General features: G+C 52.4%; 14 protein-coding genes. 11 read left to right on the top strand and 3 right to left on the bottom strand.

Annotated elements, in window-relative coordinates:
* The first annotated feature begins 81 nt into the window (after positions 1-81).
* The 3 genes from R70331_RS28740 (at position 82) to R70331_RS28730 (ending at position 3185) form a co-directional block, all read left to right on the top strand.
* Complete coding sequence (locus R70331_RS28740; RefSeq protein WP_042181465.1) at positions 82-999, top strand: prenyltransferase; 918 nt, start codon at positions 82-84, stop codon at positions 997-999.
* Between the two features lie 141 nt (positions 1000-1140).
* Positions 1141-2097 (top strand): 1,4-dihydroxy-2-naphthoate polyprenyltransferase, encoded by a 957-nt coding sequence (locus R70331_RS28735; protein WP_042181463.1) that lies wholly within the window; start codon positions 1141-1143, stop codon positions 2095-2097.
* A 92-nt stretch (positions 2098-2189) separates the two neighbouring features.
* Entirely contained in the window at positions 2190-3185 is a 996-nt protein-coding gene (locus R70331_RS28730; RefSeq protein WP_042181461.1) for a Gfo/Idh/MocA family protein, read from the top strand.
* A 102-nt stretch (positions 3186-3287) separates the two neighbouring features.
* On the opposite strand, the gene R70331_RS28725 is transcribed toward R70331_RS28730, so the two are convergent.
* Positions 3288-4655: a dicarboxylate/amino acid:cation symporter gene (locus R70331_RS28725; protein ID WP_197071379.1), complete on the bottom strand. Its 1368-nt coding sequence runs from the start codon at positions 4653-4655 to the stop codon at positions 3288-3290.
* Positions 4656-5122: 467 nt separating this feature from the next.
* On the opposite strand from R70331_RS28725, the gene R70331_RS28720 reads away from it, so the two are divergent.
* From R70331_RS28720 to R70331_RS28700, 5 genes are all read left to right on the top strand, one after another.
* Positions 5123-5854, top strand: coding sequence for a hypothetical protein (locus R70331_RS28720; RefSeq protein WP_052419256.1), 732 nt, complete (start codon positions 5123-5125; stop codon positions 5852-5854).
* A gap of 85 nt (positions 5855-5939) precedes the next feature.
* A complete protein-coding gene (locus R70331_RS28715; RefSeq protein ID WP_042181459.1) occupies positions 5940-9413 on the top strand; it encodes an S-layer homology domain-containing protein in 3474 nt (1157 codons plus the stop codon).
* A gap of 165 nt (positions 9414-9578) precedes the next feature.
* Positions 9579-10379: an ABC transporter ATP-binding protein gene (locus tag R70331_RS28710; protein ID WP_042181457.1), complete on the top strand. Its 801-nt coding sequence runs from the start codon at positions 9579-9581 to the stop codon at positions 10377-10379.
* On the top strand, positions 10372-12003 hold the full coding sequence (locus R70331_RS28705; protein WP_042181455.1) for a hypothetical protein: 1632 nt from the start codon (positions 10372-10374) through the stop codon (positions 12001-12003). Before R70331_RS28710 ends, R70331_RS28705 begins: the two co-directional genes overlap by 8 nt.
* A gap of 261 nt (positions 12004-12264) precedes the next feature.
* Positions 12265-14283 carry a putative bifunctional diguanylate cyclase/phosphodiesterase gene (locus R70331_RS28700; RefSeq protein ID WP_042181453.1) on the top strand — a complete coding sequence of 673 codons (2019 nt, stop codon included), beginning with the start codon at positions 12265-12267 and terminating at the stop codon, positions 14281-14283.
* A gap of 802 nt (positions 14284-15085) precedes the next feature.
* Here the strand turns inward: R70331_RS28700 and R70331_RS28690 are convergent.
* On the bottom strand, positions 15086-16780 hold the full coding sequence (locus tag R70331_RS28690; RefSeq protein ID WP_042181449.1) for a methyl-accepting chemotaxis protein: 1695 nt from the start codon (positions 16778-16780) through the stop codon (positions 15086-15088).
* Between the two features lie 305 nt (positions 16781-17085).
* Between R70331_RS28690 and R70331_RS28685 the strand changes: the two genes are divergently transcribed.
* Positions 17086-17517 (top strand): MarR family winged helix-turn-helix transcriptional regulator, encoded by a 432-nt coding sequence (locus R70331_RS28685; protein ID WP_052419255.1) that lies wholly within the window; start codon positions 17086-17088, stop codon positions 17515-17517.
* Between the two features lie 89 nt (positions 17518-17606).
* On the opposite strand, the gene R70331_RS28680 is transcribed toward R70331_RS28685, so the two are convergent.
* Entirely contained in the window at positions 17607-19478 is a 1872-nt protein-coding gene (locus R70331_RS28680) for an LTA synthase family protein (RefSeq protein WP_042181447.1), read from the bottom strand.
* 283 nt (positions 19479-19761) lie between these two features.
* Between R70331_RS28680 and R70331_RS28675 the strand changes: the two genes are divergently transcribed.
* Together R70331_RS28675 and R70331_RS28670 are read left to right on the top strand one after the other, a co-directional pair.
* A complete protein-coding gene (locus R70331_RS28675; RefSeq protein WP_042181445.1) occupies positions 19762-22077 on the top strand; it encodes an ATP-dependent DNA helicase in 2316 nt (771 codons plus the stop codon).
* A 346-nt stretch (positions 22078-22423) separates the two neighbouring features.
* Positions 22424-23392 carry a Gfo/Idh/MocA family protein gene (locus R70331_RS28670; protein ID WP_042181443.1) on the top strand — a complete coding sequence of 323 codons (969 nt, stop codon included), beginning with the start codon at positions 22424-22426 and terminating at the stop codon, positions 23390-23392.
* Positions 23393-23450: the final 58 nt, after the last annotated feature.

Genomic DNA, 23450 nt, shown 5'->3' with positions numbered 1-23450 from the left:
GCCCAAGTGTCGAAATTTGATGTATAATAATCTTGCAATAATAATAATCACATAAATTAATAGAGGGAGATCGCTTTGGGCATGGATAAATGGATATTATTTAAGAAGATCACACGGTTTGGAACGATTCCCGTGATGCTTATTCCCGTTGTTCTCGGAACGGCAGGAGCATACGTATGGGATGGAAGCTTCCATCCGTTTTTATTTGTTATAACGCTTATCGGTGCTGTTGCTGCCCACTTGTTCTCCAACATGGTGAATGATTTGTGGGACTTTCGCAATGGAGCGGATACAGAAGCAAAGAATACACCGGGAATGGTCTCGACGAACTCCGGTTTTTTGTCAGGCGGACTGATGAAGGAATCGCGGTTTGCCCTGATGACCTGGGGTCTTCTGGCGCTGGCAGTAGCCTGCGGTCTGATTCTCAGTATTTCCAGCGGCTGGGAGACCCTGTGGTTCGTAGCCGCCGGGGCGCTGATTGCCTATTTCTATGTGGCGCCGCCGCTGCGCTTCGGGTACCGGGGTAAGGGCTATAGTGAGTTTGCGATATTCATCGCCTTTGGGGTAATGCCCGTACTGGGCTCCTATTTCGTACAGACAGGTGAGTTCAGCCTGAAGCCGGTGCTGCTGTCCGTTCCGGTGGGGCTGCTGACAACCCTGCTCTTGTTCAACCATCATTTCCTGCACTGGAGAGCGGACGAGCAGGCTGGCAAACGTTCGCTGGTTGTGGTCTGGGGAGAGCGCAAAGCGCTTGTATTCTCCCGTATTCTGCTCTTTCTGTCCTATGGTTCGCTGATCGTCTGCGTACTGGCCGGCGTCCTGCCGGTTTATGCGCTGCTGGCGCTGCTGACTGTGTTTGCACCTCTGCGGGTGTACCGGGGTCTGGAGCCGCAAAATGCCTCTCTGGCCTACCTGCCCCTTATGGGTGCATCGCAGCAGGCTTCCGTACGTTGCGGGTTAATTATGGCGCTGGCGCTGCTGTTTCAGGGCTTTATATAATCAATTACCCTATTTAAATACAAAAAGTGGGATTCGTTATGGACGAAAATAAAGAAAATGCCGTTATCGCCGAAGGGTCCCCGGTGACTGTTACTACAATTGCGCGCTAGGCGTATTTTTGAAGAATAAGGGTGGTTTGCAGTGAATGTAAGGAGCTTTTTGCGGTTTGTCGAGCTGCCGACGAAGGTGGCCAGTATGCTTCCGTTCCTGATGGGAACGCTGTATGCGCTGTACCGGTTTGAGGATTTCTCTGTTCTGCGCTTTCTCCTGATGCTGGTGTCCCTGCTGAGCTTTGATATGGCGACAACGGCCATCAACAACTATTATGATTTCAAAAAAGCGGCCAAGACGCACGGCTACGGCTATGAGACCCATAATGCCATCGTTCACTATAAGCTAAAAGAAAGCACGGTAGTCACTACCATCGCGGTACTGCTCCTGTTGGCCGTGGGCGGCGGGATTGCTCTCGTCTTCCAGACGGGGCTGCTGATTTTTCTGCTGGGCGGGCTGTCCTTCCTGATCGGCATTCTGTATTCATTCGGGCCGATTCCGATCTCGCGGATGCCGCTGGGTGAGCTGTTTTCCGGGCTGTTTATGGGCTTTGTCATTATCTTTATCTCGGCTTACATTCACTCAGAACAGAGTGTAGTTACATTGCTGCTGCAAGGCGGCTGGGTTGACCTGCACGTTAACCTCCTTGAGGTACTGTATATTTTCTGGTTCTCGGTGCCGGCGATTCTCGGGATTGCCGGGATTATGCTCGCTAATAACATCTGCGATATCGAGGATGATCTGGAGAACCGCCGGTATACCCTGCCGGTCTATATCGGACGTTCCAATGCGCTGCTGCTGTTCAAGCTGCTCTATTATGTTTCTTACTTGGATATGGCGGTTCTGCTGATTCTCGGTGTCCATCCGGTATTGGTGGCGCTGCTGCTGATAACGCTGATTCCTCTGCGCCGCAACATGGCTGTGTTCCATGAGAAGCAGGAGAAGGCATCAACGTTTATTCTTTCGGTCAAAAATTTTGTGCTGATGAGTACGGCACGGATCTTTGTACTGGCTGCTGCAGTATTGCTGGGCATGCTGAATATCTGACGGCTGCGTAATTAGTTATGCCTCCTATTCTGTGATAGAGTGTCAGTAGATATATTTACATTCTTATTCATTTATAAGGAGGGTGTACATCTATGACGCAGAAGCTCAGATGGGGGATACTCGGCTGCGCCCAGATAGCTACAGGCTCTGTTATGCCGGCTATTCAGGAATCACAGTCAGGTGTGATTGAGGCTGTGGCGAGCCGGGGTCTGGAAAAAAGCAGCAGGGTGGCAGCAGAGTTCGGCATCAGTAAAGCCTATGGCAGCTACGAGAAGCTGCTGGCTGATCCGGGGATTGATGCTGTATACATTCCGCTGCCCAATCACCTGCACCGTGAATGGGTTATCCGTGCAGCGGAAGCAGGCAAGCATGTGCTGTGCGAGAAGCCGATTGCACTCAGCAGCGCCGAGGCGGAGGAGATGGTAGCAGCCTGCCGCAAGGCAGGGGTGCATCTGGCCGAGGCCTACATGTACCGCCATCATCCGCGGATTGCGCAGCTGCGGGAGATTATCGCCCGGGGAGATATCGGTGAGCTGCGCGCAATTCGCGGTGCCTTTACCTATAATGATGCCGGGGATACCACGAATATCCGCTTCAAATCTGCCTGGGGCGGCGGCTCGCTGTATGACGTCGGCTGCTACCCGCTCAGTGCGGCGCGGCTGCTGTTTGACGCCGAGCCTGAAGCTGTGACGGTTCAGGCGATATTCTCGCCGGAGCATGACAATGTGGACATGATGGCTTCCGGACTGGTGGAGTTTCCCGGCGGCGTAAGCCTGACCTTCGACTGCGGCATGTGGGCCTACAACCGCCAGCTGCTGGAGGTGCTCGGTACCGAGGGGATGATTGAGGTGCCGATACCGTTCAATGCCAGATTTGAGGATGCTGATTTTCTGGTCTATAAAGGCGCCGAAGTCAGCAGGTTTGCGGCAACCGGAGCTAACCCGTATGTGGCGCAGGCGGATCATTTCGCTGACGCAGTCCGTGGAGGCAAGCCGCTTGCTGCCGGGAATGATCCGGTGCTCAGCATGAGGCTGATTGAAGCCTGTCTTGACTCCGCCCGGCGGCGCGAGCGGGTCAGCCTGCTGTAGTCTTAATTGTACGTTGAAAAACCTCCGTATCTCTGCTGTAACAGCGGATACGGAGGTTTTTTGGCTTTTTACTGCTGCGGGTTAAACAGGGAAAGCGTTCGTTTACACGGGACTAAGCAGAACGTCATCCCCGTCGTCATCGCGGCCAAACGCCTCGCGGTCGAATTCGCCTTCCGAATTCGCCACCAGCAGCGCGGTAACGGAGGTTCCTGTAGCGTTAACTGCAGTGCGGCCCATATCAATGAGCGCTTCTACACCGGCAACGATAGCCAGGCCTTCCAGCGGAAGACCGAGTGCAGTCAGCACGACGGTGGTGGAGATAACGGCCGGACCGGGAACACCTGCTACACCGATGGAGGAGATTATGCTGACCAATACCAAGGTTATGTAATCCGTTAGAGAGAGATGAATGCCGTACACTTGAGCGGTAAACACGGTTACAATCGCAGGCCATACGCCGCCACAGCCGTTAAAATTGACAGATGCGCCGAGCGGGGCCACAAAGCTGGCAATCCGCGGCGAAACGTGCAGGCGCTTGGTGATGACCTCTAGATTAACCGGAAGCGTAGCGTAGCTGCTCCGGGTTGTGAAGGCGACGGTAATGGTCGGGTACACCTTGCGGAAGAAGCGCAGCGGGTTGACCTTAACGACCAGCAGCACCAGACCGCCGAATACGAGCACAAAGTGCAGAATTAGCGCCACATAGGAAGCGACAATGACACTTCCGAGCTCCTGCAGCGTCTCCCAGCCGTAGCGGGCTGTAATTCCGGCAATCAGGGCGAACACGCCGTAAGGGGTCAGCCGGATTACGAATTTAACAACCTGATGCAGCACTGCGGTTAGTGATTCAATCAGATCACGCACCGGCTTGACGGCTTCCGGCTTCTTCGAGCCTACCTTAATGATGGCAACCGCTACAAAAATCGCAAAGATCAGCAAGGGCACAACCTTGCCAGTGGCAGCTTCATTGACCGGGTTCGACGGCACAAGATCCAGAATAACCTGGGAGAAGGTCGGGATTTCCCGGGCTGTGAAGCCTTCAGGCACAGCCTGCTGGATGCCTTTTCCGGGATTGAAGAGCAGAGCGATAAGCAGCCCGATGATAGAGGCGATGCCGGTTGTGCCGAGGAACCAGGCAAAGGTTTTGATCCCGATTTTGCGCAGAGCCTCCAGGTTTGTTAAGGAAGCAATGCTGTTGAGTACAAGGACAAAGACCAAAGGGACAACGAGCATGCGGATGAGGCTGACGTAAATACTGCCGAATGTTGTGATTGCATTTGTTTCGAATTCCAGGTATTGAAAGAAAATACCGGTAACCAGGCCGATAACCAGGCCAATGATGACCCGGGTACCGAAGCCGACGCGTTTGCGTGCCAAAAGGAAAAGCACTGCGAACACGGCAAGGGAGACGACCAGACCGTACCAGTTCGTCTCAAGTGCAGACAGCAGATTGTTGTCAATATCTTTCATTGTAAACAAAGACCTCCTAAACCGACTTTTTTGATGTGATTAAATGTATATAGGAATTTTATGAATGTCAATGTAATAATATGTAAAAATATTTTAATTCCGATAATACCAGTGTGAAAAATAAAGTTTTAATTGACAAGAGATGATAGCATGAATATTATGGAACTTAATTGCAAGTGAATAGGAATCGACTGGACCGCCGGAGATTCAGCATGAGACGCAGCTATGCGTCTGTAATGTTGGATCTTTTTTTATTGCGGAGTAAGGGGGGAGGCTGCAGTAAGGACAAATTGAATCATTTATAGAGAACGAATCGACTGGACCGCCGGAGATTCGGAAGTAAGACGCAAGCGTCTATTCTTCCGGATCTTATTTTGTATTCAGCATGATCTAATCCAACAAAAACAGCCTGAGCAGATGCGCATTGCCGCTGAAAGCCCGGGCGAGGAGAAAAGGAAGGTTAACTTATGAAAAAACTTACGATTGCTATTGTTGCGGGAGCCGTAGTGTTCTCGGCACTTACCTTTGTAGCGGTTTCGGCTAAAGACGAGACCTCCGCCGCTACTGCCGGAACGGCTGCCCCTGTTGCTGCTGCTCCTGCAGCAAGCGAACCTGAAGCGGCGGCAGCCCCGGCTGCTGAGCCGCTGGCTGCTGCCGAAGCGGCTCCGGCAGAGAGCGCGCAGCCGGTAACAGCAGCCGCTTCCGCTGCTGCGCCGGAAGCAACGGCAGCCCCGGCAGCAGCCGAAGCAGTTGCAGCCGCTCCGGCAGCGGTGTCCGCTACGCCAGCTCCGGCAGCCGCTTCAGTGAAGCAGGCTGCGGCAACTACAGCGCCGCAGACCGCTCTGGCAGCTGCAACGCCGGCTCCGGCAGCGGCTGCTGCCGAAGCCGCGAAGCCGCAAACAGCTAAGGCGCCGGAGGCAACCGCAGCGCCTGCCAAGCAGGTAACGGCGCAAGCTGCCCAGCCTGCAGCAACAGCTGCACCGGTGGCGACGGCTGCGCCTGCAGCACCTGCAGCAACAGTCGCTCCGGCAAAGGTTGTTACATTCTCCGCCACGGAAGTCGTGAAGGCGAAGGCAACAGCTGCGCCTGCAGCCGCTCCGGTACAGTCCAGCACGGTGAATGCACCGGCCGCACCGGTGAGTGCGCCTGCCGCTGAACCGGCGCCGGCTCCTGCAGTAGAGGAAGAGATTTGCCCGTAAGCAGACCTTGCTGCTTACGTCCTGAATCTTAACTCCGGCTGCAGATTAGCCGCCGCAATCCAATCCCAAATGATGAGGTGCATACATGATACAACCAGTGAAATCCAAGAAAATACTGTCGCTGCTTCTGGCAGCCGCCCTGTTTGTTCTGCCGTTACAGGCCGTCAAGGCAGAGCCTGCTGCCCAGGCGGAAGCGCTGCTGAATAGCGGAGCTGCAGGGCAAGTCAGCCATTATAACTATTTTGATAACGTGTATGAGCACCTGAATGATGCTAATCATGTTTTTAAAACAGCAACCTACGAGGATATCGTCCATCTGTTTGAAAGTGAGGGTAACTATGCTGTGCTGGTAGGCGGAGCATGGAGCGAGCAGACTCAGGCTCAAATCGGGCTCATCAATGAGGCGGCCAAGGAGTACGGCGTATCCACTGTCTATAATTTTGATACCCGGCTGGACGGTGACAGCCTTAATATCGCAGACAGCTCGAATAAGTTCGCCTACAAATATGTGGATCTGGTCAATAAGTATCTGAAGAACCTGAATCTTTATGATAAAAAGGACCCGGAGCACAATGTGAGCTACGTTAATAAGGCGGGCGAGACGGTTACCGTGAACAAGATCGAATCACCTTTCCTGTTCATCTACAACAAAAATAATGTGGATGCAAACGGTAATAAAGCGCCGATTGTGGCCTATCTGAATGAAAGCAAGTCGTGGTCTGATTTCCAGACCGGCGGTTCGCTGGATCAGGCCAAGGCCGCTGCGTATAAAGCGCAGGCGGGTAAAGTCTTCAGTGCTGCCGCGACTTACAGTGTGATTAATGAATCCGCCTATATTAAGGCAGCCTTCAATTTGAACTATGAGGGAGAGAACGAAGGCAAGCCGACTATTTTTAATGATGCTGACGGTGAGCTTGTGTTTGAGCATGTGACCTATCACCAGCTGAAGCAGATTCTGGCGAGTGAAGGCAATTATGCGATTCTGCTGGGCGGCTCCTGGTGCCCGAACACGCAGGCAATTATTAAATACATCAATGAATATGCCAAACAGCACAATATCGATACAATCTATTTCTTCGATACGAAGCTGGACGCCGGTGTGACGGTTGCCGAAACCGGCAATAACAGCGGTACAAAAGGCAGTGCCAATCCGCACAATAACAATGAGCTGCAGATCCGCGCCACGAATCATGCCTATGCCAAGCTGTATGTGGATCTGGTAAAAACGTATCTGACTAACATCAAGACAGAAAACAATACGGCTGCAAAGCCTTCGGTTATCAGCTATGTCGATGGGAACGGTAATACCGTTACCGGTGACAGGCTGCAGGTCCCGTATCTGTTCACGTATAACAAGGATAATAAGGATACAGACGGCAACAGCGCCCCAATCCTCGGACATGTGGAGCTGATGTACAGCTGGGAGAACATCCAGCCTGCCTTTACCGATACCAGAAACATTACCTACCCGGTGGGGCACAGATACAATAATACGGTTAAAGCACTGAACAGCATTTTCTCCAGACTTGAAGCAGTACCGTCCGGTCTGAGCGGAGCAGCACCTAGCTCAGCTGCAGCTGTGGACGGCCGGATTACCGGTACTCTGAACAAATCGCTGGAGTACAGAAGTGTAACCGATGCGGTGTATACGGCTGTGACGGGTGAAGCGGTCACCGGTCTTGCGCCGGGAACCTATCTGGTGAGATATGCAGCGGCAGCCGGGTATCAGGGTCCTACTACTGTAGACGGCGCAACGGCGATTGCCTATAACGCAGGCCAATCCGTCAGTGTTGAGGTGCCGGGCTATGGAGAGCAGGCTGCACCGGCCGGTCTTGCCGGCATTGCTCCTACTACGCAGGAGAACAAGGACGGACGTATTACAGGGACGACAGCAGCCCAGGAATATAAGCTGTCTACGGTAACTGAATATGTATATGCAACAGATGCAGAAATTACGGGTCTCGTTCCGGGAACCTATGAAGTAAGATATGCTGCCAAAGAGGGCTATAGCGCCAGCCGGATTACAGAGGTAGTTGTACCGGCCTATGCTGCAGACCAGGAAGCGCCTGCGGGCCTGACCGGTATTGCCCCGACGACCGCAGAGAACAAGGACGGCCGGATTACCGGAACGACCACAGCCCAGGAATACAAGCCGGCTACCGCTACAAGCTATGTCTATGCTGCCGGCCAGGAAATTACCGGCCTGGCTCCGGGCACATATAATGTAAGATATGCAGCCAAAGAGGGATACAAGGCGGGCAGGATTACCGATGTTGTTGTTCCGGTATATACGGCTCCTTCCAGCGGGAACAGCAATCCCGGGGGAGGAACGGTGACACCAGCGGCAACCCCGGCTCCGGCTCCGACTACGACCACTGCCGGCAATACGGTAACAGCAGCAGCTAAGGCTGCAGTGTCCACGGATGAGTCCACGGGCGTTACTACGGCAACGTTAACGGCGGCTGAGGTTCAGCAGCTGGCTGACAGTGCCAAGCAGGCAGAAGCTGAGGGCAAGCAGGCGGTTGTCGAAATTGAAGTGGCATCGCCGGCCCAGACCCAGACGGCAGAGCTCACTTTGCCGAGAGATGCCTTTAATGCGATTGCCTCAGGCACTAATGCAGTAATTAAAATTAATTATGCCAATGTGGGCATCATTACCTTTGATGCACGGTCTGCACAGGCTATCAGCGGAGCGGCGGAGACAGGCGATATCACGATTACGATCGGCAAGGTGTCCCTGAATGAAGAAGGCAAGGCGGTGCTTGGAGACAGACCGGTGTATGATCTGGAAGTAAAGGCCGGAGACAGCAGCGTAGCCGAATTCGGCGGAGGCAAGGTAACGGTTAACGTGTCCTACGCCCTGCAGACAGGTGAAGAACCCCATGCTGTTGTTGTCTACTACATTACTCCTGCCGGAAGCCTGGAGACCGTACGCGGGAATTATCAGGCAGCTTCAGGCAGTGTGGAATTTGTAACAACCCACTTCTCCCAGTATATTATCGGCTATAATCAGGTCAGCTTCACCGATGTAGCAGCATCCTCCTGGTACAGCGAGGCCATTGGTTATCTGGCAGCCCGGAGCATTACTTCCGGTACCGACGCCAATAATTACAGCCCGAATGCTGCACTTACAAGGGGCCAGTTCGTGGTCCTGCTGCTAAAAGCTTACGGAATTGCACCGCAGGCTGCAGGCGCGGCTAACTTTACGGATGCCGGCAATACCTACTACACCGGTTATCTGTCTGCGGCCAAAGAGCTGGGTGTAGCAACAGGCTCCGGGGATAACCAGTTTAAACCGGATGATCAGATCACGCGTCAGGAGCTGTTCACCCTGCTGTACCGCTCGCTGAAGATCCTGAATGAGCTGCCTGAAGGTGCTGCGGCTGCCGGTTTGTCCGGTTACAGCGATGCTTCGCTGGTTGCAGGCTATGCCCAGGAGGCTTTGCAGGCTCTTACTGCAAGCGGAATTGTGTCAGGGAACGGCGGTAAGCTTGATCCGCAGGGATTATCGACAAGAGCCCAGGCGGCTCAGGTTATCTATAATCTGCTGGCGCAATAAGCTGTAAGACAATGATATAGGAGTAAGGCGGCCTTCGGGGCCGTCTTTTTTAATGCAGATATTTATAATAGATTCGATATGCCCAATTTTGGTAGAATAGGGACAATGCTGGAAGGCTGCTGATTGTTTATCCTATTACAGCTACTGAAAGGAGCTTCTATACTTATGAGTCTGGTGAAAGAGCCGGTTATCTCAATTTCCGGGTTATGGATGAAGTATAGCGACAAAATGGTTCTGAGAGGCATCGACCTGGAGGTTTATCCCGGTCAGATTATCGGCTACATCGGCCCGAACGGGGCGGGCAAGAGTACCACGGTCAAGATTATGCTAGGGCTGGTGGAAGGCTATACAGGCACGGTACAGATTTTTGGACGGGATATTTCGGACGGCAATACTGACTATAAAAAAAGAATCGGTTATGTCCCGGAGGTTGCTGAGCTGTACGACAGCCTGACGGCCAGAGAATACCTCGGCTTCATCGGTGAACTCTACGGCATGAAGCATACAGAGGCGGAGGCCAAGGCGAAGCGGCTGATGGGGCTGCTTAATCTGGAGCAGGCTTACGACATGCGGATCTCCTCGTACTCCAAGGGGATGAAGCAGAAGGTGCTGCTAATCTCCAGTATGCTGCACAATCCGGATATCCTGTTTCTTGATGAGCCGCTGAGCGGGCTGGATGCCAACAGTGTGATGGTGGTTAAGGAGATTTTTGCCTCGCTGGCAGCACGCGGCAAGACGATTTTCTATTCCTCGCATATTATGGATGTGGTTGAGAAGATCAGCAGCCGGATCATTCTGATTAACGGCGGAGATATTGTGGCGGACGGAAGCTTTGCCGAGCTCAGGGAGCGAAGCCGGGAAGGCTCGCTTGAGGCGATCTTTAATGAGCTGACCGGCTTTGACCGTTACCGTGACATTGCCGGAGAATTCGTTGAGGTTATCGGAGAAGGTGATTCCGGTGACTGAGTTCTATGTGCTGAAGCTGCTGGACAGGCTGCAGGGTATTTTCCGGAGAGCCGGGGTTAATTATCCGGTGCTGCGGAGTATTCTACAGGTCAAGCTGACCATGGACAGCAGGCGGACACCGACGGTGCTTGCAGGACAAAAGGATGCCAAGGAGACTGCTGAGGGGTCACCTTTGCGGATACAGTGGATTTACCTGCTGCTTGGCCTGATGCTGATACTTTTTGTGGTGCAGGACGGCAACTATATGTATTCAATGAGCATCACCTTCGGAATCCTGATGTTTATGATCAGCACGACGCTAATCTCTGATTTTTCCTCGGTCATGCTGGATTTGAGGGATAAAAATATTCTCTTCTCCAAACCGGTAGACCGCAGGACGCTGAATATGGCTAAAAGTCTTCATATATTCATCTATCTGCTTACTTTAACGTTGACCGTGACAGGACCATCGCTGATCGTCTCCTTATTCAAACAGGGGCCTACGTTCTTTTTTATCTATGCAGCAGCTGTTATCCTCATGGATTGTCTGATTCTTGTGTTTACAGCGCTGGTCTATTTGCTGATTTTGCGGATTTTTGACGGGGAAAAGCTGAAGGACCTAATTAATTATGTACAGATCATTCTGTCCATCGGTATTGCGGTCGGTTATCAGCTGATTGCCCGCCTCTTTAATGTGGCGGATCTTACGCTTTCCTATGAGCCTGCCTGGTGGCAGTATCTGATTGCGCCGGTCTGGTTCGCCTCACCGTTTGAGCTGCTGCTGGGCGGGAACCGGTCTGCCGGTCTGGTTGTCATGTCCGTGATGGTTCTGATCATTCCGCTGCTGCTGCTTGCAGTGTATATCAGGCTGATGCCGCTGTTTGAGCGGAGCCTGCAGAAGCTGTCGGAGGAGAATGCCGGCGGAAGAGACAGCGGGCGGCTGGCCCGCAGGCTGTCGGAGCTTGTCTGCGGAAGCCGGGAGGAGAAGCTGTTCTTCCGGTTTACGTGGTCAATGATGCGCAATGAACGGGATTTCAAGCTGAAGGTCTATCCAACCTTTGGACTCTCAATGGTGCTGCCGTTCATCTTCATCTTTAACATCCTGTGGAGCGGCGGCGGCCTGGAGAGCTTCCGCAGCTCCAGCGGTTTTTTGTTCATCTATTTCTGCGGGCTGCTCATGATGACGGCCGTGCAGATGCTGCGCTATTCCACTAGCTATAAGGCCGCCTGGATCTATAAGGCGATTCCCCTGCCGGGAATGTCTCCGGTCTATAGCGGAATGCTTAAGGCAGTGATACTCCGTCTGCTGCTGCCGCTTTTTATAATAGAAAGTGTGATTTTCCTGTGGCTGTTTGGTTCGCGGCTTTTCCCGCATTTGCTTGCCGTACTGCCGGCTCTGCTGCTGTATTCGGTAATATGCTTCCGTCTTTTACCCAAATCACTGCCCTTCTCGGAGCAATACAGTGCTGCCAGGCAGAAGGAATTCACGGGAACCGCCTTCGTTCAGATGTTCATCCTGATGGGACTGGGCGGGCTTCATTATGTAATCAGTCTTATCCCTTATGGAATTTACATCTATGCTCCAGTTCTGGTAACGGTCAACTGGTGGGTTTGGCGGATATCGTTTCCCCGGACGGAGCTGTAGAACATGTAAATACCAGCTGTCTGCACGGGTGCCGGCGGACAAATATGGACATTTTTTGCCGGTGCTGAAAAAAGGGTTCAAGTTCCAGTATTTACTTAGACAGTACAGCAAATACAAGGTAGAATACAGCTAAAGTTACTTCTCATAGCATTCTATAATCTTTATACACTCTTCCATTTATCTGATATTCGTAAATAGATTTTTTGTACTAGAGAATGAGCTGCAGCGATAATGATAATTTAACCGGTGAAGAGGTCAACTATGGATCAAATGGGAACCCACTATAATACTTGGATTGTTTTACTATCTTTTGCACTTGCTGTAACAGCAGCTTACTCGGCGCTAAATCTGATCTCACAGGTTACCCAGTCCACTGGAAGAATCCGCCGGCTCTGGCTTATGTCCGCTGCCTGTGTCCTCGGCAGCGGAATGTGGGCCATGCACTTCGTCGGCATGATGGCCAGCCATTTTCCCTTTGAAGTCAGCTACCGGCCGGGCAGAGCGGTGTTGTCCCTTTTGATCATTATGCTGTCCAGTCTCGCAGCCCTGTGGATAGCTACTGTCCCGCGCCAACGGATGCGGCGGCTGATTCTGAGCGGGGGGGTACTCGGTACAGGAATATCTGTCATGCACTATATCGGCATCTCCTCTATGGAAATGGAAGGAACAATTCAGTTTGAACCCTTTGCCCAGGGCATCTCCATTCTGATTGCCCTGCTATCCTCATATATCGGCATCTTCCTGTTCCATAGATTCCGGGAGCAGGAGTACTTAGATAAGCGCTGGAAGCTTGGTTCGGCGGTGTTCATCGGCTTTGCAGTTACGGGTATGCATTATGTAAGTCTCAGAACAAGCCACATTCAATATGACAGCTGGCTCGGCACTAAGCCTGTCGTAATGGAGACGGATGTCATTCTGCTTACCGGAGTATCGCTTGTAACACTATTCATGCTGGTGATTTCCGGCGGGGCAGTGCTCCTGGACCGGCATGTGCTGGAACGTATGGCTTATCATGATCCGTTGACAGAGCTGCCAAACCGCCATGGCCTGGAGCGTTATTTCAAGGAAGAGTTCTTCGGGGTGAATTCCGGTGCTGTTTTCTTCGTCGATCTGGACCGTTTCAAATCAATCAATGATACACTCGGACATGATATCGGTGATCTGCTGCTGCAGGAGGTTGCAGACCGGCTGAGAACATGCGTAGGCTCCCAAGGCAGAGTGTTCCGGCTGGGCGGCGATGAATTCCTGATTGCCCTGCCGGATTCCAGTATAGAGAATGCCCAGACACAGGCTCAGCACATTCTTCAGGAGCTTAAGAAATCATACAGCATTGAAGGCAATGAGCTGTATGTGACTGCCAGTGTAGGCATTAGTATGAGCCCGGCACACGGCACGGACCGGTCTGCACTGATGAAGGCGGCGGATACGGCGCTGTATACCTCAAAAGACTCCGGCAAGAACAAATTCAGTGTGTTTGACCAGGAGATGAACCGGTATCAGCTGCGGCGGATGTCGCTGGAGAAGGATCTGCGCAAAGCGCTGGCCCAGTCTGAATTCATGGTTGTCTATCAGCCGAAGTGGGATTCGCTGATGAATGTCACGGTTGGCCTTGAGGCACTGCTGCGCTGGAAGCATCCTGAGCACGGAGTTATCTCTCCGGCGGAGTTCATCCCGATTGCCGAGGAGACCGGACTGATTGTGCCGATCACCTACTGGATGCTGCATGATGTCTGCGCCCAGAATATGAGCTGGCATAAGGACCAGGTGGCAAATGTACCTGTATCCATTAACATGTCGGCCCGGATGTTTGAGAACGGCAGTCTGTATGAGGTAGTGGAAGAGGCGCTTACAAGCTCAGGGCTGGAGCCGCATTTTCTGGAGCTGGAAATTACCGAATCGATTGCAATGAACAATATGGAGGAGACGGTAGCCCAGCTCTCCAAGCTCCGTGATATCGGAGTGCGCGTATCGCTGGATGACTTCGGAACCGGTTTCTCCTCACTGGGTAACCTGGATGAAATCCCGGTAAATACGCTGAAGATCGACCAGGTATTTATCCGCAAGAGCAAAATGCATTCTAAAAAGGCCATTATCAGCAATATCATCGCTATCGCCAGCAACCTTAACATGGAGGTAGTCGCCGAGGGCGTCGAAACCCCGGAGCAGATTGAGCTGCTGCAGTCATTAGGCTGCCGGGTAATGCAGGGCTTCTACTACGGCCGTCCGATGCCGGTAAATGAGCTTGGCCAGTGGTTTATCGAGAATACGGCTACGGCTTAGACCGTTTGTAGCTACGTGGCGATCTGCTTGAAGAGCAGGTTGCCAAGTGATTTTTTATTAGCTGAAGAGTATGTTTAAGTACACACCCCGCTTGCTAGATACATAGTCTGCTTTTATTCCAGCGTTAGCGGAAAGCGTGCTGATGATATCGCCGGTACTGCGACCCATCCAAATTTAGTTGGATTTTCGTCAGTTAATTCTCCTGTTATTCCTGCTGCTGGTGAACTAGCTGGAAAAACGCCACTTAATCTGCCCGATATTGCCTCTGGAGCGGGAAATGACCCGAATAGATGCCCTTTTTCCACCTAATCGCTGTAAAAGCGAAAAATGACCGGATTTAAGTAACAAAAATCCAACTAAATGAATTAAAGCCTCAAGTTTGCAAAATGGAAGAGTGATGGAAGGCGAGAGTGCTGCGTATCAAAGCGCGTCGACATCTGCCGGACCTCCTCTCGCATCATCTGTAAGTAACCCCAAAAAAGCAGCAAGTCCGTTATCAGGACTTGCTGCTTTTTTTTCTATCCCCCTCTTTAAGGGCGATTCTTTAAAGGGTATTGAGATGAACGTTGAGGCGGAAGCGGCGGAGGGGAAGTTTGGAACTGTAGGAGCGTAGCGTCCGCCTGAAAGCTTTTCGCAGAAAAGCTAGCATCGGTAGCATAGGCTGTCTGCGGATTTCCACTGCGATCAGCAGTTAAATCAAGAAATCTGCAGACAACAGCGTCCGGAAGTCCAAACATTCCCCGCAGCCGCGGCCTTACCTCAACTCCCCTCCCGCCGGCACTGAAATTCCCTTTATCAAATCCTATATTTTAAAGTTCTCAACAAGTACCTGCAGCTTCTCCGCAAGTGAAGACAGGAAAGCAGCGGAAGCTTCAACTTCCTGCATGGCAGCCAGCTGCTCCTCGGAGGAGGCGGAGAGCATCTCTGCGCCTTCCGCGGTCTGGTTGGAGACGGCAACAATGCTCTGGATGGCGGCTACAAGATCCTCAGAGATCAGGGCCAGATCACGGACGGTCTCGGAGATCTGCTGGCTCTGGGAGGACATATCCGATACAGAGGTTTCGATCTCGGAGAATGATTTGCCGGCAGACATAATCATGGCTTTGCCCTCGACCATTTCATCAGTGGAGCGCTGCATCGTCTCTCCGGCCTTGTCCATCTGATTAACAATAAGGCTGACCAGCCCGCCAATCTGGGCGGCTGATTTGGCCGAACGCTCGGCCAGCTTGCGTACGGAGCCGGCTACCACGGCAAAGCCCCGTCCTTCTTCTCCTGCACGGGCTGCTTCAATTGCGGCATTAAGGGACAGGAGGTTGGTCTCTTCAGCAATGCTGGCAATGGTGCCGACGATATTTTCAATTTCCTTGGAATGGCTGCCCAGCGTCTCGATAATTCCTGATAAATCGCTGATGCTGTCGCTGACAATCTGCATCTGAGAGGTAGTGGAGTCCATTGATTCACGTCCGCTGCGTGCCTTGAGGGCATTGCTGGAGGCTGTGTTCATGGCACTGTCGGCATTGCCGGCGATCTCGGTGATAAATCGAGACATTTCCTGCACAGACCGGTAGCTGCCTTCGAGATTGCGCAGCTGGGTATTAGCCCCGTCAGCAAGATCGATGGTTACATTGACGCTGTGTTCTCCCGCACGGTTCGTCTCCTGCGCACTGGCGGACAGCTCCTGTGAAGAAGAGGCGACCAGCATCGAGGTATCATTGACCTGGGTAATGAGATTGCGCAGGCTGGTTGTCATTTCATTGAAATCCCGGGCCAGCGTACCGATCTCATCCTTGCTTTTAATCAGGATCGTCTCCTGGGTAAGATCACCCTTGGCAACCGTGTTAACTGAGCTGGAGAGCCTGGTCAGCGGTCTTGTTGTGCGGCGGATGAATAGGTATGCGGCCAGAATAGCGATTACCAGAATAGATGCCCCGATAATGAAGGGCTGGAGGATAATATCCTGTGTCCGTTCCTGAACGAGGGTACCGTCAAAATTGATAGCCATAAGGGCAATAATAGGTTTAGTGGGATCGTGATCCTGATAAATGGGGCCGTAGCCTGTCTTGAGCGAGGTGCCTTGATAGGTATAAACCTTGGAGTATGCGGAATGCTTCATGGTATTGATCATATCCTTGTCTTCCTCTGCAAAATAGAACGGGTCCCCGGCCTTATATCCTCTTTCTTTGAGATTGGCATCAGCCGCAAGAATGGTGCCGTCCAGGGAGAGAATAAATGATTCTTTAAAAATCGGTTTATGGTCATTGATCCAGCCGATGCGGTCCTCGATAGCGGCCAGTTTGCTGGTATCTCCTGCAGCCAGAGCCGAGATATCGGCCGGATCGACGAGTCCGGTTGTTATATTGGCGCAGCCTACCAGTTCGATACCCGCTGCTTCATCCAATTGCTTGTACGCGGCGCGGTATCCGAAGAACCCGATGGATGATCCGACGAGAAGTAATACGATGAGCATCATCCAAGTTAATTTTGTTGCCAATTTCATTGTTTGCACCACCAGCCCTGACTCTATAAAGTTAAGTGATATTTGCTATCACTGCTACGATTATAGCGCATCAATGTTCAAGGAGCATTAGTAAGAATATAGTATTTTTGTGTCGGATAATCGCGGTTTTTTTCGTTGTTTGGTGAAATAACAGACATTGAGGATTCCACAGGCAGGAATTTCGAAATAGAGGATTTAAATCTGATAATGCAATGACTATAATCATGTCCAAACGACAAAAACATTGAATCATTGCTGCTGAAAATGGTAGTCTTGAAGCAGGACAAACGGAGTGGAGTGAAGAGATGGCACAGAAAATCGATCCGTTGATAGAAGCCCTCGGATTATCCATGTGGAGAGTACAGCGTAAAATAACGTCGCAGATGTCTCTGCATAAAGAAATTGGCCTTACCGTGCCGCAATTTCACCTGCTGCATATCATTGCCCGTGAACAAAAGGCGCGGGTCATTCAGCTGGCAGACCAGCTCGATGTGAAGTCGAGTGCTGTAACCGTTATGCTGGACCGTCTGGAGCTGCTGGACCTTACGACCCGCGTGCCTGATGAGAATGACCGCAGAGCCGTAACCGTAACACTTACCGAAAAAGGTGAAGAGCTGCTCAAGGAAGCGCAAAACCGTTCGCTGGTTCTGCTGACCGAGCATTTGGCAATTCTGAAGCCGGAGGAACTGGAGAAGTTCGCTGAATACTATGCGCTGCTGGAGAAGCAGGAGCGTTAAGTATTGATATTCTGCGGGCTTGTTATTGAAATACAAAACAGCCAGGCCCCGGTAACGGAGTCTGGCTGTTTGTTGTTATTCCTGGCGAACTATTCCGCTGCAGGTGCTTTATCCGGCAGCTGGGTCACATAGCTGTCTGACAGCTGGCGTAACCGGAGCGCACGGTTATATTCGTCTTCCGTTCCGGCAGGATTCTGTCCGCCGGCGGCCAGCCGGTACTGCGTGTTATCCTCGAAGCTGTTGCCGGGAATAAGCAGCGCGGAGCTGGAAATGAATGAGCCGGTCGGCAGATAGTAACGCTGAGGCAGCAGATTGTAGGTCTGTGCGGTCAGATCCTGGCCGAAGTGAATGTTGCCGTCCATTGATACCCCCAACAGGCTTGCTGCAGTAGGCATAATATCCACTTCTCCGCCAACCTGCTCCAGCGTCTGCGGCTCAAGGCTGCCTTCCTCGTGAATAATAAGCGGAATGTTCAGCATATTCGCATACTCGTACTCGTGCCCGTAGATTTCTTCCATCAGCTGCTTGTCGTCATGATCAAGGGAATAGATCGGCAGGCCCATGTGGTCTCCGTATACCATAATCAGGCTGTCATCCCAGACGCCGCTGGCTTTGAGCTCATTAACAAACTGTCCAAAGGCATAGTCTGCGTAGTTCTGGGAACGGACATAGTCGCCGACAAAGGTGCCCTCATAACGCTCCGGCAGCTTCATCTGGTATTTCTCTTCCGGAATCGTGAACGGGTGATGGGCAGACATCGAAATGACCTGAGCGTAGAACGGTTTGCCGTCAGCATCCATTTCCTTCAGCTTATCAGCGGTTTTACGGTAGAGCACTTCATCGGACGGGCCGAAGAAGAAGGTATCCTCATCCCCGAAAAACTTATGGTCATAATAGTTCTCGAAGCCGAGCGCCTTGTACAGCTCTCCGCGGTTCCAGAACTCCACGTCATTGGTGTGGAAGGTCGCCGTCTGGTAGCCGCTGTCCTGCAGGAGGCGCGGAAGACTCGGAAGCTTCTTATCAACATAAGACATCGTTGCCGCACCCTTCGGCGGAATGTAGAAGGAGGAGTTGACTACGAATTCCGCATCTGAGGTATTTCCCTGGCCGACCATCTGGTAGAAGTTGGGGAAATACAGGCTGTCTTTCATCAGACTGTTCAGGTTAGGCGTAATTTCCTTGCCGTCGAGGGTAAGCCCCAGCAGAAAGTTCTGGAATGATTCAAGCTGGATGATAATCAGGTTTTTGCCCTTGGCTGCTCCCTCGAACGGAGAGACTGCCGCAGGATCAATGCCTTTTACCTCATTGATGACATCCTGCGTAATTTCGCTGGCCTGAACGAGCTCCGGTTTGTCTTGAGCAAAAATCGCATAGACCTCATAATTAAGGAGTCCCATCTCCTGGGCTTTCTTGATTTCGTTCATGCTGGCCTTATTAGGCAGGACATTGAACAGGCAGAGACCAAGCGATACCGCGAACAGCAGGCTGTAGGAGAATCTGGAATTGCCGCTGCGGCGGTTGATGTTTTCTTTTTTGTAGCTGCGGCCCTTCTTGTTGAAGAAGAAATAAATGCCAAAGATGATAATATCGGAAAAGATCAGCAGATAATAAGGGTCCATCAGTGAAAAGACGCTGTTGCGTACTGCGGTAACCTGGTTAACCTGCTCTGCCGCCTGGTAGGTGACAATAACCCCGTAATATTTAAAGTACATAATGGCTGCAAAAAAGATGGCCGTCACAAGGAGATTGACCAGCATATACAGTCCGAGCTTCCGTTTTGAGGCAAAGGCCTCAATCAGGCAAAACAACGCCCAGATAAAGGGGATTTCGGTAATCAGCGATTTCCAGGACAGCAGATCCCCGAAGATAACGCCCCAGGCCAGGAAGCTTTTGAGTATGAAAATCAGCGTAAAAAACACGAATGGTTTGACTAACCACCGTTTAATAGTAAGGGATGACACAGCTTCGCCTTCTTTCTAAGTGATAAGCCGCCGCTTCCCGGCTGGAAGGATGCAGCGCTTGGGCAAGAGAATTCCTATATTAATAGACCTTATTATGCCGCGCTGGATGGTGAATGTCAAAAAACAGAAATGCCGTATAACCGATGTGGACTGCGTAATAAATGATGGGTTGCCGTGAACCGGATATTATCGTACTCAGATGCGCATATACGGGCTGAAAAGCATGAAAACAGCGGTTCGCGCCAAAAAAAGGCGAGGGAATGGATGGAGGCGGGCTCTACAAATGCATTTTGCGGAAATTTCCATATCAGTAAGGTCATTGGTGGAATATGTATTCAGCAGCGGCAGCCTTATGCCGGGCTTTCACAGCAGTGCGGCGATGGCCGAGGGGACACGTATTCATCAGCATATACAGAAGCAATATAAGGAAGGTGACCGCAAAGAGGTCTATTTGAAGACAGAGATCCCGCATGAGGGGCTGCTGTTTATTGTTGACGGGCGCTGTGACGGCCTGCTGACCGGGGAAGATGGAGCTGTAACCGTAGAGGAGATCAAATCTACGGGTGAGCTGCCGGAGCCGGATTTTGCAGGTAAGGAGGTGCACTGGGCACAGGCGCTCATGTATGCCTATATCATCTGTCTGGACCATGAGCTTACGGATATCAGAGTAAAGCTGACCTATGTCAGGCGCGGCGGCGAAACGCAGCAGAGCCTGTACAGGAACGTAACACTTGCCGAGCTGCAGGTGTTTGCCGCTGAGACAGTTGCCGGGTACGCTCCTTATGCACAGCTGCAGGTCCGTCACGCAGAGGAGCGGGACAGCAGTATCCGGGCGCTGGGGTTTCCTTTTCCGGCTTACCGGAGCGGACAGCGGCATTTTGCGGCGGCGGTTTATAAGTCGGTTATAGAAGGTGTTAATCTGTTCGCACAGGCGCCGACGGGAATTGGAAAAACGATGTCTACCCTCTTTCCGGCACTCAAGGCAATGGGGGAAGGCAGGGCGGCGGGGCTGTTCTATCTGACGGCCAAGACCGTCAACCGGCTGGCAGCCCAGGATGCCATCGGGATGCTGCTTGACCAGGGGCTTCAGCTGCATGTCATTACGATTACCGCCAAAGACAAGGCCTGCTTTAAGGAGGAGGGGGTATGCAGCAAAGAGAGCTGCCCCTACAGAGAGGGCTATTATGACCGGATCAACGGGGCAGTCCTGGACATGCTTGAGCATGAGAAGCTGATGACACAGGAGGTTATCTCCCGCTATGCGAGGAGGCATGAGGTCTGTCCGTTCGAATTTTCGCTGGATACAGCGTATGCCTGCGATGCAGTGATCTGCGACTATAACTATATATATGACCCGCGGATCAGCCTCAAACGCCTGCCCGAGGAGCGGAAGCGGCGGACGGTGCTGCTGGTTGATGAGGCGCATAATCTGGTTGACCGCGGGAGGTCCATGTATTCGGCTGAGCTGACAAAAGCTCCTTTTCTTGCCCTACAGCGTCAGTATAAGGGTGTAAACAAGGCGCTCAGTGCTGCGGCTAAGGCAGTCAATGCCTTTTTCATAGCTCTGCGCAAAACCTGCAGTGAAGACGGAGAGGGACAATGGAGCGCCTATCCCGAGGAGCTGCCGGAACTGCTTGAAGCCTTTTCTCTGGAGGCAGAGGCCGAGCTGCTGTCGCCTTCTGCCCTGCTTCCTGCATCCGGAGATGCGGAGGAAGAGGGGGAGGGGCTCCTGGATGTCTTCTTTGCCGTGCAGAATATGCTGCGTACGTTCAAAACCTATGATGAACGCTATATTACCTACGCGGAGGTGCGGCGCGGCGATGTCTGCCTGAAGCTGTTCAATCTGGACCCTTCCCATCTGCTGCAGCAGATGGCTAAGAGCTTCCGCAGCCAGATTCTTTTCTCGGCAACCCTCACGCCGCTCTCTTATTACCGGGATATGACCGGAGCCAAAGAGGAGGACTACAGCCTTACTGTGCCTTCGCCGTTCCATAAAGAGCAGTGGGAGGTATCAGTGCTTCCGGTTTCCACCAGATACCGGGAACGGGAAGCCTCGCTGGGCCCGCTTTGTGATGCTCTGAAGGGAATGACAGCCCGTAAGGGCAACTATCTGGTCTTCTTCCCTTCGTATGCGTATTTGCAGAGTGTCTATGAGCTGTTCGCCGAAAAGTATCCTGAGGTGCCTACTTTGGTGCAGAGCACCGGAATGAGCGAGCCGGAGCGGGAGGGCTTCCTCGCCTCGTTCCGTCCGGATAATCCGCAGACACTGCTCGGCTTTGCCGTGCTGGGCGGGATATTCTCGGAGGGAGTGGATCTTCCGGGCGACCGGCTGAACGGCGTAATGGTGGTAGGCGTCGGCCTGCCGCAGGTGGGGCTTGAGCGTAATTTGCTGCGCAGCTATTTCCAGTCCGCCGGCAAGAATGGCTTCGACTACGCCTATGTCTATCCGGGTATGTGCAAGGTGCTGCAGGCGGGAGGCCGGCTGATCCGAAGCGAGAGCGACAACGGAGTTATTATCCTTGCCGACGACCGTTTTCTCCAGTATCCTTACCGCCAGCTGCTCCCGGATGAATGGCAGGACTACCTTCTCATCACGTAAGCGCTTATAATAACTAATAATTATAGAAACACACCTATAATAGGCTGTTCCTTTTAGGCGGAATAAAAATCAGCTATCTGAAATGATTTTTAAGACTACAATAAGGCGGGAAGCGGCGGAGGGGAAGTTTGGAACTGTAGGAGCGTCAGCGTCCGCCTGAAAGCTTTTCGAAGAAAAGCTAGCTACGGAAGCATATGCTGTCTGCGGATTTCCACCGCGAGCAGCGGTTTAAATTAAAGAAATCTGCAGACAACAGCGGCCGGAAGTCCAAACATTCCCTGTAGTCGCCCTGCGCCAGATTGGAATGCTTGAACTCATTTTATATAGCACCCACGGGAGGAAAAAGATGACACTAAACATAGGGATTGTAGGCACCGGCTGGTTCTCCAAGGTTCATGCGGATTTGCTGGCGGGGATGGAGGATGTGAACCTGGCAGCCGTCTGCGGCAGCAGTAAAGCCAAAGGGGAAGAGATGGCCCGGCCGTATGGCGCTGAGGGCTATGGCGAAATAACGGACATGCTGGATGCCCATAAGCTTGATGCGGTCTATATCTGTGTGCCGCCGCAATCGCACGGGGCGATTGAACGGGCGCTGATCAAGCGGGAGATTCCGTTCTTCATCGAGAAGCCGCTCGGATCAAGCACGGAAATCCCGGCGAGCCTGCTGCAGGAGATTAAAGAAAAGAACCTGCTGACCTCGGTCGGCTACCATTTCCGGTATCAGGAGAATATTCAGCGGCTGAAGGCGGCACTTGCGGGTGATAAGGTAGGGATGATTGTCGGCCAGTGGATGGGCGGCATGCCGGGCGTGGCCTGGTGGCGCAATCAGGAGCAGTCCGGCGGACAGTTCACCGAGCAGACCACCCATATTGTTGACCTGCTGCGTTATCTCTCAGGGGAAGTGACCGAGGTGTACGGGCTGTTCGGCAACCGGATTATGCATGAGAAGCATGACGGGGTAACCGTGGCTGACGTGGGAACCGTCTCACTGAAGCTTGCCAGCGGCGTTATTGCTAATATATCGAACACCTGCGTGCTGCCGGATGGCGTAGGCCGCAGCGGGATCAGCTTCTATAATGACAACGGGCTGCTGGACTGGAATCCGGAGCGTCTCCTGGAATCACGGGGAGGAAGCAGCGAGGAATATGTCAATACAGGCAATCCTTATCTCAGAGAGAGTGAAGCATTCCTGCATGCCGTGCGTACAGGGGACCGCTCGCGGATTCTCAGTGACTACGAGGATGGCTACAAGACGCTTAAGGTAACCTGTGCAGCCTTTGAATCGGCGCAGAGCGGCTTGCCGGTCAAGCTGTAAGCAGACAAGAAAAAGGCCGTCAGCTCCTGAGTAAGGAGCTGACGGCCTTTGGCCCAAG

Origin of the sequence: Paenibacillus sp. FSL R7-0331 (assembly GCF_000758645.1) — a bacterium.
Taxonomy (GTDB): domain Bacteria; phylum Bacillota; class Bacilli; order Paenibacillales; family Paenibacillaceae; genus Paenibacillus_AQ; species Paenibacillus_AQ camerounensis.
Note: the sequence above shows the minus strand (reverse complement) of the source record. Positions and strands in the feature narration are given on the sequence as shown.